The following is a 13,895-nucleotide window of genomic DNA, read 5'->3' on the forward strand; positions in this document are numbered from 1 at the left end:
CCTAGCGCTATATATGGCCAGACATGACATGCCACAAGCGAAGTGCTTGGCCCATATCCCCAAATTCGCGTGTTGCACCAAGGCCGGGCAGCCTTTAGGTCTTGGCGGGAATTGGCGCCCGCGCTGTTGTCGCGGGCTTGGGAGGAACTCTTCGGCAGGATGCGACCCGGGGCAACGATATCCGCCGCGCTGGCCTGGCTGTTCCTGGCCGGCGCCGCCAGCGCCCAGACGCTCACCATCGGCGTCGCCGCGCCCCTGTCGGGACCATCGGCCATCCTCGGCAAGCAGATCGAGGCCGGCGCCGGGCTGGCGGCACGAGCAAACGGCGTAGAATTGAAGACCGTGGACGATGCCTGCACCGCCGATGGCGGCGCCGCCGCGGCCAGGGATTTTGCCGCAGCCAAGGTCAGTGTCGTGGTCGGCTTCCTCTGCACCGATGCGATCGAGGCGGCGATGCCGATCCTAAAGGACGCCAACATCGCGGTCATCACCGTCGGCGTACGAACCGAAAGCCTCACCGACCGCCGTGCCAAGACCGGCTGGCCGGTCTATCGCCTCGGGCCGCGCGGCGACGACGAGCGCAACGCCGTTGCCTCCACCCTCACCCGCCTGTGGCAGAACGAGCTGTTCGCCATCATCGATGACGGCACCATCTATGGCCGCGAGATGGCCGAGACCTTTCGCGCGGCGGCCGAGCAAGCGGCGCTGAAACCGGTGTTCGTCGACACTTTCCGGCCACAGCTCGACAACCAGATCGGCCTGGTCGGCCGGCTGAAGAAAGCCGGCGCCACGCATGTCTTTGCCGGTGGCGACGGCGACGACATTGCCATTATGGGCCGCGATGCAGCACAGCTCCAGGCCGGCATCGTCTTTGCCGGCGGCGAAAATCTGCGCACGCCGCCCGGCGACGTGTCCTATGCCACGGGCACGCTGATGATCGCGCCGCCCGAATGGGCCGATGTCGCCGACCCAAAGGTGCTGGAAAGCTTCTCCGCGCAGAAGATCGTGCCGGACGGCTACACGCTGCCGGCCTATGCGGCGGTCGAGATCGCCAAGGCAGCGTCGGCCTTGTCCTCGGACAAGCCGCTGGCTGAGGCGCTGACCGGGCATGATTTCACCACGGCGATCGGGCCGATCCGCTTCGGCGCCAAGGGCGATCTCAGCCAGAGCCCTTACCGTGTCTTCCGCTTCGACGGTACGCGCTTCGTGCCCTTGGAAAGCAACTGATGTTCCGCACCGGTCCGCGCAACCTGATCACCGACGTTGCCGGCCTGCGCGTCGGCAACGCTGCCGACGCCAAGCTAAAGTCCGGCGTGACAACCGTGTTGTGCGACGAGCCGGCGGTGGCCGGTGTCCAGATCTTGGGCGGCGCGCCGGGCACGCGCGAGACGGACCTGCTCGAACCGCACAATTCGGTCGAGGCGATCCATGCGGTGGTGCTGTCGGGCGGTTCGGCTTTCGGCCTTGATGCTGCGTCCGGCGTGCAGGCGGCGCTACGCGAACGCGGCATCGGCTTCGAAGTGGGCGGCTTTCGCGTGCCGATCGTGCCGGCGGCAATCCTGTTCGACCTGCGCAATGGCGGCGACAAGGACTGGAGCCGTTATCCACCCTACCGCGACCTCGGCTATGAAGCCGCGCAAAGCGCGGCCGCCGATTTCCAGCTCGGCACGACGGGTGCCGGCACCGGTGCGCTGACCGCGGGGCTGAAGGGCGGCCTGGGTTCCGCCTCGACGCTGCTCGACAATGGCGTCACCATCGGTGCACTGGCCGCCGTCAACCCGACCGGATCGGTGACCGTCAGCCGCACCCGCCATTTCTGGGCGGCACCCTTCGAAATCGGCGACGAATTCGGCGGGCTCGGTTATCCCTCGCCGATGCCGGACGATGCCAGGCGTATCTTGCTGAAATATCGCGACAAGCAGGCAGGCAAGCAGATGGAAACCGGCGGCAACACGACCATCGCCGTCATTGCCACGGATGCGGTTCTGACCAAGGCCGCCGCAAAACGCCTGGCAATGTCGGCTCATGACGGCTTCGTGCGCGCCATCTGGCCGACGCACACGCCGGCGGACGGCGACCTGGTGTTCGCGCTGGCGACGGGAACCAGCGGCATCCGGCTCGACGCCGATGCCGCAATCGACCTCTATGCCGCGGCCGGCGCCACCATGGCGCGCGCCATCAGCCGCGGCGTGTTTGCCGCGACGCCGGCCAACAACGACCTGTTTCCCGTCTGGTCGTCGCGCTAAAGCCGTCGATCAGACCGGATCGGATTTTTCTTCCTCGAACATAACCGCGACGTCGGAATTTGCCGCCAGCCACACCTTCTTGCCATCGACCTCGGCAACCAGCGCCAGAGGAATGTAGTGGTGATGACCCCTGTGAGCGCCCTCGCCGCTATCGGCCTTGGTCAACTTGATGCGCTGGCCGTCGACCTTGTCGACAGTGCCGACATGCACGCCATCGGCGCCGACGACTTCCATATGCTCACGAATTTTGCTGGTGTCGGTCATGGTGGTTCTCCATTGGGACTGCCGACAATAACAAATGACAGGCCGATTGGATGCATCGGCTTGTCAGCCGCACGACGTTTTGATTCGGTCGTGCTAGGGATTGCAACGATCGCGGCTGCTGGGGGAAGAACCGATGCGAATGCTTCTTTTGTATGCCGTTTCCCTGGCCGTACAGTTTGTGGTGTCAGTCGCCCACGCTGGCGATGTCGCCGAGCTCGAGATCCTTGGCTTCACCAAGGACGGCAGCGTGTTCGCCTTCGAGGAATACGGTGTCCAGGACGGGTCGGGCTTTCCCTATGCCAACCGCTATTACATCGACACGAGCACCGACAGCTTTCTCAAGGGCACGCCGATCAGAGTCCGGCTCGACGACGAGAACGCCAAACTGGACGCTGCCCGCCTCCAGGCCCGGCAGAAGGGCGAAACCATCGTCAGCCAGGCCGAGCTGAGCGCCAATCACGGTATTACTGCGGGCTTCAACCCGGTGACCGAGCTTTCGGCCGATCCTCACCGGATGGCTGTCAATCCGCGGCCGATCTTCTCTCCGGTCGACCAGCCGCTCGAGTTCCGGCTCGATGAGATCGGCATGAACAACACCGAAGGTTGCGACAGCCAGGGCGAGATCAATGGCTTTCGGCTGCTGCGCGTCGAGGCGCAGGATGGCGGCACCACCAAATTGCTGCACGAGGACAAGTCGATTCCCAAGAGCCGCGGCTGCCCGAACGGCTACCGCATCGGCGCGGTCCAGACATTCTCCATGGACAGCCTCAGCGCCTATGCGGTGCTGATCGCCGTGCGCCAATATGGCTTCGAGGGGCCGAACTTCCGCTGGATTGCCGTGACCGGCCGGCTGTGACAGAGCACGCCGTCATACCCGGCCGCAACGTGAACTACGTCCGCCGCGCTTTGCCGGGGTGGCGCGCGACGCTTTTCCGGCTCGCTGGTGTGGGCCGGGGCCATGGGCGCCAGCGCGTTGATCAACCTGTTGCTGGATCATTGGGTGACGCCGGATAAAATCCGCATTGTGTCGCTGCTGTTTGCGGGTGGCGGCGCCCTCGCCTTTCCGCTTGGCCTGTTCGCGGCACGGCTGGTCTCGCTCGGAAGAGGCCGGGAAGTCGCCTTCGCGGCGGCAATGGTGTGCCTTGCCGCCGCTACGATCGGGCTCACCGCCGGGCTCTATGCCTTGCAATACCGGTCGTACTACGCCGAATGGCATGCGCCCGTCTTCACCCTCACCTGGGGCTTTCAGCTCGCCTTCACGATGGCGGTGGCGTCCTACCAGTTCGTGGTGCTGGGTATCCGGCTCTATTTTCCGCTCGGTTTCGTCGCCTTGCTTGCCGCCAGCCTCTGGTTTGCACTGCAGCGGCGTTGAGCATTTTGTCCGCCTCTGTTAGGACGCGGGCTAACCCAGAGCGGTTCAGCGTTTGGTAGAACCGCCGACCCGCTCTAACTCCTTCTTTTCGCAATTCCGGGACGGAAAACCGCTGCGCACTTTTCCTGGATTGCTCTAGATACATCAGGACTGACCGATGATCCCTCGCTATTCCCGGCCGGAAATGGTCGCCATCTGGTCGCCCGAAACCCGGTTTCGCATCTGGTTCGAAATCGAGGCCCATGCCTGCGACGCGCTGGCCGAACTCGGCGTCATCCCGAAGGAAGCGGCAAAAACCATCTGGGAAAAGGGCGGCGCTGCAAAATTCGATGTCGAGAAGATCGACGAGATCGAGCGTGTCACCAAGCATGACGTCATCGCCTTCCTGACCCATCTTGCCGAATTCGTCGGGCCGGACGCGCGCTTCATCCATCAGGGCATGACCTCTTCGGATGTTCTGGACACCTGCTTTGCCGTCCAGCTTACCCGCGCCAGCGACATCCTGCTTGCCGACATTGACGGCCTGCTTGCCGCGCTCAAGCGCCGCGCCTTCGAGCACAAGGACACCGTCACCATCGGCCGCAGCCACGGTATCCATGCCGAACCGACAACCTTCGGCATCAAGCTGGCGCAGGCCTATGCCGAATTCTCGCGCTGCCGCGAGCGGCTGGTGCATGCCCGGGAGGATATCGCAACCTGCGCCATTTCCGGGGCGGTCGGCACCTTCGCCAACATCGAACCCTATGTCGAGGAGCATGTGGCGGCGAAACTCGGGCTGAAGCCGGAACCGGTGTCGACGCAGGTCATCCCCCGCGACCGCCATGCGATGTTCTTTGCCACGCTTGGCGTCATCGCCTCGTCGATGGAACGGCTGGCGACCGAGATCCGGCATTTGCAGCGCACCGAGGTGCTGGAAGCCGAAGAGTATTTTTCGCCGGGGCAAAAAGGTTCGTCGGCGATGCCGCACAAACGCAATCCGGTGCTGACGGAAAACCTTACTGGCCTTGCCCGCATGGTGCGCTCCATGGCGCTGCCGGCGATGGAGGATGTGGCGCTCTGGCATGAGCGCGATATCTCGCATTCCTCTGTCGAGCGCATGATTGGCCCGGACGCAACGGTGACGCTCGATTTCGCGCTGTCACGCCTGACCGGTGTTGTCGACAAGCTGGTCGTCTACCCCGAGAACATGCTGAAGAACATGAACAAGTTCCGCGGCCTGGTGCATTCGCAGCGCGTGATGCTGGCGCTGACGCAGGCCGGCCTGTCGCGCGAGGACTCCTACCGGCTGGTGCAGCGCAACGCCATGAGGGTGTGGGAGCAAGGCGCTGATTTCCTTGAGGAACTTTTGGCCGACAAGGAAGTGACCGCGGCACTGCCGGAGGCGGAAATCCGCGAGAAATTCGACCTGGGCTACCACACCAAGCACGTCGACACGATTTTCAGGCGGGTGTTTGGGGGGGCCTGAGGTAAGGCGCTATATCGTCGCTGGCGTCACGCTGGAGCACCCCTCATCCGACCTCGCTTCGCGAGGCCACGTTCTCCCACAAGGGGCCTGTTGCGTAATTCGCTGGTTGTGATTCTCTGAGAGGGAGCTCGGAGGAATCGCGATGGCGGTGAAGCAGACTGGACAGTTGAGCTTGGCGGAGGCCTTTCTGGGCCACAAGCTGACGGGGGGTTCTTCGCCACTCGACCGTCTGTCGGGTCTGGTGAAGTGGTACCGGTTCGAGAAGCTGCTTAATGCGCTGCGCGATGGTGGACCGGGTCGAGCTGCCTGGCCGCCGCTGGTGTTGTTCAAGGCACTGTTGCTGCAATCGCTCTACGGACTGTCGGATCGCGAGTTAGAGGAAGCGCTGGGCGATCGGCTGTCGTTCCGGCGCTTTGCTGGGCTGGGGCTGGACGATACAATCCCCGACCACACGGTGCTGTCGCGTTTTCGCAATCTGCTTGTCAGCGAAGGGCTGATGGAGAAGCTGTTTGGCGAACTGGACCGGCAGTTGGAGAAGGCCGGCGTGATCCTGAAGCGCGGTACGATGCTGGATGCCACGCTGATTGATGCGGTCTCGACGCCGCCGACACCCGAGCGGCCGTCGCAGGATACGGACGCCCGCGTCACAGCACGCAAGGGCAAGAGCGGCCTTACCTTCGGCTACAAGGCTCATGTCGGGTGGATGAAGGCTCTGGCCTGATCCGCACGGTGATCACGACACCGGCCAACGTCAACGACACGGTCGTGGCTGATCACTTGATCTGCGGTGATGAGAAGACGGTATGGGCAGACGCAGCCTATGACACCCATGCCCGCCGTGCTCGGCTCAGGGCGGCCGGCAAGAAGGTGCGCATTGCACGGCGCCCCAACAAGCATCATGCGCTGCCGCCGCGGCTCAAGCACTACAATCGCCTGATCGCCAGACGGCGAGCAGCGGTGGAGACCACCTTCGCCACGCTCAAGAACCGCATGAAGCTGACCACGATCCGCTACATCGGGTTGGCCAAGGCTGCTGGTCAGGTGACAATGGCGGCCATCGCTTTCAACATGCGCCGATGGGCCGCCATCACGGGATAGGTGCGTCCACAATCCGGCCAGCCAAGGCCGAACCGCCACCTCAAACATCGAAACCAGACCTCAACCCCTAAGAACCAGCAATAGCCCGCTGATCCTGTTCCCCCGCCGTTCCTCCCAGTAACTGCGCAACAGGCCCACAAGGGGAGAAGGGAAGACTGCGGCAACCTTGCCGCCAATGATTAGCGATCGAGGTTTGCTGAGCCGCGAGCGGTAGGTTTTACCTTCTCCCCTTGTGGGAGAAAGGTGGATCGGCGCGCAGCGCCGAGACGGATGAGGGGTGCTCCAGCTTGGCGCAGCCCCTCAAATCACGCCTTTCCAGGAACAGTCCTGATCACCGTGCCCCACGGATCTTCGCGGACGCTCTCACTGGCTACATTGTCCGAACGCATCTCGACCCAGGCGAGGCCCGAGCGGGACGGGTCGCGGCGGGCGGCACCAGCGCTCTGCCAGGCATTGGCGCCGATGTGGTGGTGATAGCCGCCGGACGACAGGAACACGGCCTGGCCGCCATATTGGCCACCGTGTCGAAGCCGAATTCCTGGTTCCACCAGGCCTCGGCCTCTTCCGGCCTGCCGACGCGCAAATGGACATGGCCGACAATGCTGTTTTCCGGCGCGCCTTGCCAGCCGGCATCGCCTGCCGGGACTTCGGCGACAATGGACGGAATATTCAGCCGCTCGGTCGCCATGGCGATTTTGTCGCCGTTCCATTTCCAGTCCTGCGGACGGCGGTCGGCATAGATCTCGATGCCGTTGCCTTCGGGATCGGTCAGGTACAGCGCCTCGCTGACCAGATGGTCCGAAGCCCCCTCAATGGCGATCTTGTCTGATATGGCGTGGTTGATCCAGCGGCCGAGATCGGCACGGCTGGGCAGCAGAAAAGCCGTATGGAACAGGCCGGCGCTGCGCGGATCGTCCGGCTTGGCGGCGGTGTCCGGCTCGAGCACCAGCAAGGGGCGACTGCCAGCGCCGAGCGTGATCGCGCCATCGGCACGGCTCAGCTCCTGCAGCCCGACAACACTGCGGTAATAGGCAGCGAGGCTTTCAGCATCGCGCGCCTTCAGCCCGACGCGGGCAACGCTCACCGGGGTGGTGGCGGCAAATGGCAGTTCGCTCATCATTGTCTCCGTTGCGGCAACGCTTGATGAAGCTCCCAAAGCCAGGAACCCGGCGCCGCCGATCATTGTACGTCGTGTCAGCGCCAAAATCCCGGTCCTCCACGGCTGTTTCTCTCCTGACGACAGATCGTCTATCGCGATCGTTCACACAAGACAGCGAAAAGCGAACATGGTGTTCACCATTGTGATCGAGAGCTTGTCCATCGACGGTTGCATGAGGCAATCGCGCTCGCTATCTCAGCGCCATGAAAGTCAAAGACGCAGATATCCTGATCGTTCCGGGTTACACCAATTCCGGACCGGAGCATTGGCAGACCCGCTGGCAGTCGAAACTGTCGACGGCGCGGCGTGTCGAGCAGGCGGAATGGTCGAAACCGGTGCGCGAGGACTGGACGGCGAGCGTGGCCAAAGCCGTCAACGAGGCCGAGCGGCCCGTCGTCATCGTCGCGCATTCGCTTGGGGTCGCCGCGGCGGTGCAGGCCATCCCGCAATTTCAGAAGCCGGTCGCCGGCGCCTTCTTCGTGGCGCCGCCCGATGTCGCCAATCCCAAGATCAAGCCAAAGCACCTGATGACCTTCGGCCCCTACCCGCGTGAGCCACTGCCTTTTCCATCGATCGTAATCGCCAGCCGCAACGACCCGTTCTGCGGCTTCGATGTCGCCGAGGACATTGCCGGCGCCTGGGGATCGCTGTTCATCGATGCCGGCGAAACCGGCCATCTCAACCAGGATTCGGGCTTCGGACCGTGGCCAGAGGGATCCATGACCTTCGCCAAGTTCCTCACGGACCTGAAAGCGTAGCGCCTATGGTCGCGCCGCATCAGGCGCCGATCGAATCCTTGATGTCCTTGAGCAAGGTTTTTGCCCCCAGCGAGATCAGCGCATGTTCAGATCCCGTGGCGAGCAGGCGGTAGCCCATCGACACAACACGGCCGGCAATTGCTGGTTCGACGACATAGATCGCCGCATGTTTTCCGGCCTTGCGGGTGCGCTCGGCGACCGATGCTATCGTCTCCATCATGCTTTCCAGCGTCGAATTGACGATCGTACCGTTGCTCCAGGCGATCGAGAAATCCGATGGGCCGAGGAAAATGCCGTCAATGCCCGGCGTATCGAGAATGCCGTCCAGCGCGTCGAGTGCGGCGCGCGTTTCGACCATGGCAAAAGCCATCGTGCGCTGGTTGGTGTCGCGCAGCCATTCGGCATAGTCGCCCTTGCCGTGGCGCGGAAAGGCATAGGTCGGCCCCCACGAGCGCTCGCCGAGCGGCGGATATTTCATCGCCGCGGCGAACAGCTTTGCATCTGCCACCGAGTTCACCATCGGCGCGATGACTGCCTCGGCGCCGAAATCGAGCGCCCGGCTTGCCATGTCAAAGCGGCCGACCGGGATGCGCACCAGCGCCGGCTTATTTGCGGCGAGCACCGGCACGAGACCGCGCAGCACGCTGTCCTCATGATGGCCGCCATGCTGCATGTCGAGCGTGATGGCATCGAAGCCCTGTTTGGCGAGAATCTCGACGGTCAAGGCGTCCGGCACGCCCGACCATGCGGTGACCAGCGTTTCATCGGCGGCAAGACGGGACTTCAGGGACATCTAATCTCTTTCCTTGTTAAGGATCACAGTTTCAGCCGGAAACCGCGGCAAACGCAAAGAAAAACCGCCCGGCTTGGCCGGGCGGTCGATTGGTCCAGTCATTCTTTTCGCCGCAGGTCCTGTCGCAAACCGTGGGACACTTTTGCGGAACCTGCTTCCTTTTGTTTGTTGCAGGTTCTGTCGCAAAACCGTGGGACACTTTTGCGGAACCTGCTTCCTTTTGTTTGTCGCAGGTTCTGCCGCAAAACCGTGGGACACTTTTGCGGAACCTGCTTCCTTTTGTTTGTCGCAGGTTCTGCCGCAAAACCGTGGGACACTTTTGCGGAACCTGCTCCGGAATCAGGTGTTCTTGATCTGCTCGATCGCCTGCGCCATCAGTTCGTCCATGGTGCGACGGATCTGATGGTCCGACTGCTCGACACCGGCGGCATCAAAATCCAGGCGGATCTTGCGGAACACGTCGTGATCGCCGGCTTCCTCTATGTCGGAAACAACGACTTCCTTGGCGTAGGCATCAGCGTCAGCGCCCGACTTTCCGAGCTTTTCGGCGGCCCACAGGCCGAGCGCCTTGTTGCGGCGGGCCGAGGCCTTGAACCGAAGCTCCTCGTCGAATGCAAATTTGCGCTCGAAGCCCTCTTCGCGGTCTTTCATGCTGCTCATGGCGTCCCTCCGGGTCAAATCCGATTCGTTGGCAAGTGATATGTGTGTTGCCAAAGCACAAACCAAAAGGTCGCGAGCCGGTCAATACGCTTCGTCATATGCTGCGCTGCGGCATTTCAGTCCCAAAAGCGGTTGATTGGAAGGATTTGCCGATTGAGCAAACGATGTGATTGGGATAGACCCGGCATTGAACCCCGCCGTCGCCGCACTAATATAGGCGGACGGACAGGAACTGGTCGCTTGCCGCCTGCCCGCAAATCCAGAGAAAAAATCAGATGAAAAATCGCCGCCGCATTTATGAAGGCAAGGCCAAGATCCTCTATGAAGGACCGGAACCGGGTACGCTGATCCAGTTCTTCAAGGACGATGCAACCGCGTTCAACAAGAAGAAGCACGAGGTCATCGACGGCAAGGGCGTGCTCAACAACCGCATTTCCGAGTACATCTTCAACCACTTGAACCGCATGGGGATTCCGACCCACTTCATCCGCCGGCTCAACATGCGCGAGCAGCTGATCAAGGAAGTCGAGATCATCCCACTTGAAGTGGTGGTGCGCAACGTCGCCGCCGGCTCGCTGTCCAAGCGCCTCGGCATCGAGGAAGGCACCGTTTTGCCGCGCTCGATCATCGAATTCTATTACAAGGCCGATGCGCTCGACGATCCGATGGTGTCGGAAGAACACATCACGGCCTTCGGCTGGGCGAGCCCGCAGGAGATCGACGACGTCATGGCACTCGCCATCCGCGTCAACGATTTCCTCTCCGGCCTTTTCATGGGCGTCGGCATCCAGCTCGTCGACTTCAAGATCGAGTGCGGCCGCCTGTTCGAAGGCGACATGATGCGCATCGTCGTCGCCGACGAGATTTCGCCGGATTCGTGCCGCCTGTGGGACGTGGCGACGCAGGACAAGCTCGACAAGGACCGTTTCCGCCGTGACATGGGCGGCTTGGTCGAAGCCTACCAGGAAGTCGCCCGCCGTCTCGGCATCATGAACGAGAATGAGCCGCCGCGCCCCACCGGTCCGGTGCTTGTCGCCTCGACCGACGGCGTCAAAGGCAAGCCGCACTGAACCAAGACCGATATTAGAACAGGAGCATGTCCAGCGTGATCAAGGCCCGCATTACCGTCACCCTCAAGAACGGCGTTCTCGACCCCCAGGGCAAAGCGATCGAACACGCTTTGTCCGGCCTGGGTTTTGATGGCGTCGGCGCGGTACGGCAAGGCAAGGTGTTCGACGTCGAACTGGCCGAGACCGACAAGGCCAAGGCCGAAGCAGACCTGAAAGCCATGTGCGACAAGCTGCTGGCGAACACGGTGATTGAGAACTATAGTGTGACACTTACCTAGGGTTGTGCCGGAGGCACGGATGCCTGAAGTCACGAATGAACTGATGTACGAACTTCTCACGAAAATCCATTCACGGATGGATCGACTTGAGAACGGTCTAAGCGAAGTCAAGCACGAGATTGTTGCTATCAGGTTGCAGGCGTTGAGCACGCAAACGGACGTCAACAACATCTACGCGATAACAGGTCGTATTGATCAACGTCTTGAACGAATTGAGCAGCGCCTCGAATTGCGCGAACTCGCTGAAGCACAAAGGCCTTACGAACCGAAATGAGATCAGCCGTCGTCCTGCTTCCGCGACGTGACTGCGGTCTCGACCACCATCCTCAAGATCAGCATCGAGACCTCGCCCCCAGCACTATCCTTGTCTTTGAAATGCCCGGTGACACCCAAATCTCGAAATTCATGAGCCTGGTCCTGCGGCACGCACCGCAGGAGGCAGGGCTGTCGCTCGACGAAAACGGCTGGGCCGATTTTGATGCGCTTTGCGCGGTCATCCAGACGAAGTTCGGCGCTTCAACTGTCGATGTCTTACGAGTCGTCGAGGAAAATCCAAAGAAACGCTTTGCCGTCGAAGGCAATCGCATCCGTGCCGTGCAGGGCCACAGCGTCGATGTCGATCTCGGCCTGCCGCCGTCGGTTCCGCCTGATTTGCTCTATCACGGCACCAAGGAAGCGTTTCTCCCCGCCATCCTGCGCGAAGGCCTGACCAGCCAGTCACGCCAGCATGTTCACTTGTCAAAGGATGTCGAAACCGCTCTGGTCGTCGCGCGGCGCCGCGCCGGAAAAAGTGTTATCCTGCAGGTCGACTCGGCAACCATGGCGAGGGACGGGGCGTCATTCTTTCTCTCCGACAACGGTGTCTGGTTGACCAACCACGTTTCACCCCGGTATCTCACTCAGATGCTCGAACGGGAATTGCCATGAAATCCGCCGTCGTCCTCCTGCCTGGCCTCAACCGCGACCGCGACATGATCGCGGCGCTGACCAAGATTTCGGGAAAACCGCCGGTCACCGTCTGGCAGACCGACACAGAAATCCCGGATGTCGACCTGATCGCCATTCCGGGTGGCTTCTCCTTCGGCGACTATCTGCGCTGCGGCGCGATCGCGGCGCGCATGCCGGTGATGCGGGCGGTCGCCGAAAAGGCCGCCAAGGGCGTCACCGTCATCGGTGTCTGCAACGGTTTTCAGATCCTGGTCGAGGCCGGCCTGCTGCCGGGGGCGCTCATGCGCAACACTTCGCTGAAGTTCGTCTGCCGGCAGATCAAGCTCGAAATCACCAACGCCAACACCATGTTCACCCGCCGCTATGGGCAGGGCCAGATCATCCGCTCGCCGGTGGCGCACCACGACGGCAACTACTTCGCCGACGCCGAAACACTTGCCCGCCTCGAAGGTGAAGGCCAGGTGGTGTTCCGCTATGCCGAGGGTACCAACCCCAATGGCTCGATCAACGACATTGCCGGCATCATCAACGAACAAGGCAATGTGCTTGGCCTGATGCCGCATCCTGAAAACCTGATCGAAGCCGCCCATGGCGGCAGCGACGGCCGTGCCCTTTTCGAAGGCGCGCTCGGCATCGCCGCTTGACGATTTCAGCCGCAAATGCGGTAAAGTTTACAAGGACATCACGTCCATTGCTCTGGGGAGAGAGACGGTCATGAAACTCTATTCGCGGCCGTTGTCGCCCTACTCGTCGATCGTGCGGGCGCTGGCCTATATCAAGGACGTGCCGCTCAAGATCATCGCGCCGCCGCCGGGTTTTCCGATCCCCGAAGAGTTTCGCGCCATCTCGCCGATGAACCGGATTCCGGTGCTGATCACCGGCTCGGGCGAAACCATCGTCGAATCGGTTGTCATCGCCGAATACCTCGAGGAGCGGTTTCCGGAACCGGCGCTGCTGCCGCCCGATTCCAAGGATCGCGCCCTGGTGCGCATGTTCGCCCGCATCACCGATCTCGACGTGCTGACGCCGACGATGAAGCTTTTCGAGCTGCATTTCGTGCCGAAGCGCAACAATGCCGAGATCGACGCCCAATTCGCCCGCCTGCATCACGGGCTGGCGGCGATCGAGGCGCGCATGGCGCAAGGCCCCTTCGCGCTCGGCAACGACATCAGCTTCGCCGACGCCTGGCTGACGCCGACCCGGTTCATCTTCAACAATTTCCGCGCCATGACAGGCCGCCACGACCTGCTCGACACCTATCCCAAATTCGACGCCTATGAGCAGATCGCTTCGCAGCATCCGGCACTGTCGCGCGTATGGGGCGAGATGACAGACGGCCTGAAAATCTTCCTGTCCGATCTCGAGATGGGTGCCGCTTGATCAAGAGCAAGACGATCGCCCTGGTTGCCGCGGCAGGCTTTGCCCTGGCCTCGTGCCAGTCGACCCCGAAGAGCACGCCCGCCCCCTCGGGCAAAAGTGCGGCGCTTCTGGCCATGGAACAGGTGGCAATCGCCGCACACAAATGCTGGATCGCCAGCAAGGACCCGGCCTTCAAGCAATATCAGATGGCCAATGAGCTGAACTCGTTCAGCGGCACACCGCGTTTCCTTTTGGTGCCAGCCAAGCATTATGGCGGCAAACCGTTGCTGGTCGTGCAGGCGCAAGGCAATTCGAGCCGCGTCGACGCCTTCGGCCCGCTGATGAACGACCCGCTCGGCGCGCGCATCGGCTCGGACATTGCCCGCTGGCAAGCCGGCAATCCGGCCTGTGCCGCGACCGCCTGA

16 protein-coding genes and 2 pseudogenes are annotated in these 13,895 nt (G+C 62.2%); 14 read left to right on the forward strand and 4 right to left on the reverse strand.

Annotated features, from left to right (window positions below):
- The first annotated feature begins 159 nt into the window (after positions 1-159).
- Positions 160-1,227 carry a branched-chain amino acid ABC transporter substrate-binding protein gene (locus AC0V8S_RS25535; protein ID WP_475434182.1) on the forward strand — a complete coding sequence of 356 codons (1,068 nt, stop codon included), beginning with the start codon at positions 160-162 and terminating at the stop codon, positions 1,225-1,227.
- Entirely contained in the window at positions 1,227-2,246 is a 1,020-nt protein-coding gene (locus AC0V8S_RS25540) for a P1 family peptidase (RefSeq protein ID WP_183458664.1), read from the forward strand. The genes AC0V8S_RS25535 and AC0V8S_RS25540 overlap by 1 nt, the downstream gene beginning before the upstream one ends.
- A gap of 9 nt (positions 2,247-2,255) precedes the next feature.
- On the opposite strand, the gene AC0V8S_RS25545 is transcribed toward AC0V8S_RS25540, so the two are convergent.
- Positions 2,256-2,510, reverse strand: coding sequence for a DUF2171 domain-containing protein (locus AC0V8S_RS25545; protein ID WP_183458662.1), 255 nt, complete (start codon positions 2,508-2,510; stop codon positions 2,256-2,258).
- 133 nt (positions 2,511-2,643) lie between these two features.
- On the opposite strand from AC0V8S_RS25545, the gene AC0V8S_RS25550 reads away from it, so the two are divergent.
- From AC0V8S_RS25550 to AC0V8S_RS25565, 4 genes and pseudogenes are all read left to right on the forward strand, one after another.
- Positions 2,644-3,366: a DUF2259 domain-containing protein gene (locus AC0V8S_RS25550; RefSeq protein ID WP_475434184.1), complete on the forward strand. Its 723-nt coding sequence runs from the start codon at positions 2,644-2,646 to the stop codon at positions 3,364-3,366.
- A gap of 102 nt (positions 3,367-3,468) precedes the next feature.
- Positions 3,469-3,882: a hypothetical protein gene (locus AC0V8S_RS25555; RefSeq protein WP_475434185.1), complete on the forward strand. Its 414-nt coding sequence runs from the start codon at positions 3,469-3,471 to the stop codon at positions 3,880-3,882.
- 157 nt (positions 3,883-4,039) lie between these two features.
- Positions 4,040-5,347 (forward strand): adenylosuccinate lyase, encoded by a 1,308-nt coding sequence (purB, locus tag AC0V8S_RS25560; protein ID WP_475434187.1) that lies wholly within the window; start codon positions 4,040-4,042, stop codon positions 5,345-5,347.
- 142 nt (positions 5,348-5,489) lie between these two features.
- Positions 5,490-6,445: pseudogene (locus AC0V8S_RS25565) on the forward strand (IS5 family transposase).
- A gap of 305 nt (positions 6,446-6,750) precedes the next feature.
- On the opposite strand, the pseudogene AC0V8S_RS25570 reads toward AC0V8S_RS25565, so the two are convergent.
- Positions 6,751-7,562: pseudogene (locus tag AC0V8S_RS25570) on the reverse strand (VOC family protein).
- A 245-nt stretch (positions 7,563-7,807) separates the two neighbouring features.
- On the opposite strand from AC0V8S_RS25570, the gene AC0V8S_RS25575 reads away from it, so the two are divergent.
- Positions 7,808-8,362, forward strand: coding sequence for an RBBP9/YdeN family alpha/beta hydrolase (locus AC0V8S_RS25575; protein ID WP_183458652.1), 555 nt, complete (start codon positions 7,808-7,810; stop codon positions 8,360-8,362).
- A 19-nt stretch (positions 8,363-8,381) separates the two neighbouring features.
- Here AC0V8S_RS25575 and AC0V8S_RS25580 read toward each other — a convergent pair whose 3' ends face one another.
- Positions 8,382-9,155, reverse strand: coding sequence for an HpcH/HpaI aldolase family protein (locus tag AC0V8S_RS25580; protein WP_183458650.1), 774 nt, complete (start codon positions 9,153-9,155; stop codon positions 8,382-8,384).
- A 339-nt stretch (positions 9,156-9,494) separates the two neighbouring features.
- On the reverse strand, positions 9,495-9,815 hold the full coding sequence (locus tag AC0V8S_RS25585) for a DUF1476 domain-containing protein (RefSeq protein WP_475434189.1): 321 nt from the start codon (positions 9,813-9,815) through the stop codon (positions 9,495-9,497).
- A 275-nt stretch (positions 9,816-10,090) separates the two neighbouring features.
- Between AC0V8S_RS25585 and purC the strand changes: the two genes are divergently transcribed.
- From purC to AC0V8S_RS25620, 7 genes are all read left to right on the forward strand, one after another.
- Positions 10,091-10,885, forward strand: coding sequence for a phosphoribosylaminoimidazolesuccinocarboxamide synthase (purC, locus tag AC0V8S_RS25590; protein WP_027028673.1), 795 nt, complete (start codon positions 10,091-10,093; stop codon positions 10,883-10,885).
- 35 nt (positions 10,886-10,920) lie between these two features.
- Positions 10,921-11,163, forward strand: coding sequence for a phosphoribosylformylglycinamidine synthase subunit PurS (gene purS / locus AC0V8S_RS25595; RefSeq protein ID WP_475438695.1), 243 nt, complete (start codon positions 10,921-10,923; stop codon positions 11,161-11,163).
- A gap of 19 nt (positions 11,164-11,182) precedes the next feature.
- On the forward strand, positions 11,183-11,437 hold the full coding sequence (locus tag AC0V8S_RS25600; RefSeq protein ID WP_475434191.1) for a hypothetical protein: 255 nt from the start codon (positions 11,183-11,185) through the stop codon (positions 11,435-11,437).
- Positions 11,438-11,538: 101 nt separating this feature from the next.
- Positions 11,539-12,090 (forward strand): RNA 2'-phosphotransferase, encoded by a 552-nt coding sequence (locus AC0V8S_RS25605; RefSeq protein ID WP_475434192.1) that lies wholly within the window; start codon positions 11,539-11,541, stop codon positions 12,088-12,090.
- A complete protein-coding gene (purQ, locus tag AC0V8S_RS25610; RefSeq protein WP_183458645.1) occupies positions 12,087-12,755 on the forward strand; it encodes a phosphoribosylformylglycinamidine synthase subunit PurQ in 669 nt (222 codons plus the stop codon). The genes AC0V8S_RS25605 and purQ overlap by 4 nt, the downstream gene beginning before the upstream one ends.
- A gap of 70 nt (positions 12,756-12,825) precedes the next feature.
- Entirely contained in the window at positions 12,826-13,491 is a 666-nt protein-coding gene (locus AC0V8S_RS25615) for a glutathione S-transferase family protein (protein ID WP_475434193.1), read from the forward strand.
- A complete protein-coding gene (locus AC0V8S_RS25620) occupies positions 13,488-13,895 on the forward strand; it encodes a hypothetical protein (RefSeq protein ID WP_475434194.1) in 408 nt (135 codons plus the stop codon). Before AC0V8S_RS25615 ends, AC0V8S_RS25620 begins: the two co-directional genes overlap by 4 nt.

It is taken from the genome of Mesorhizobium oxytropidicola, from assembly GCF_056174625.1.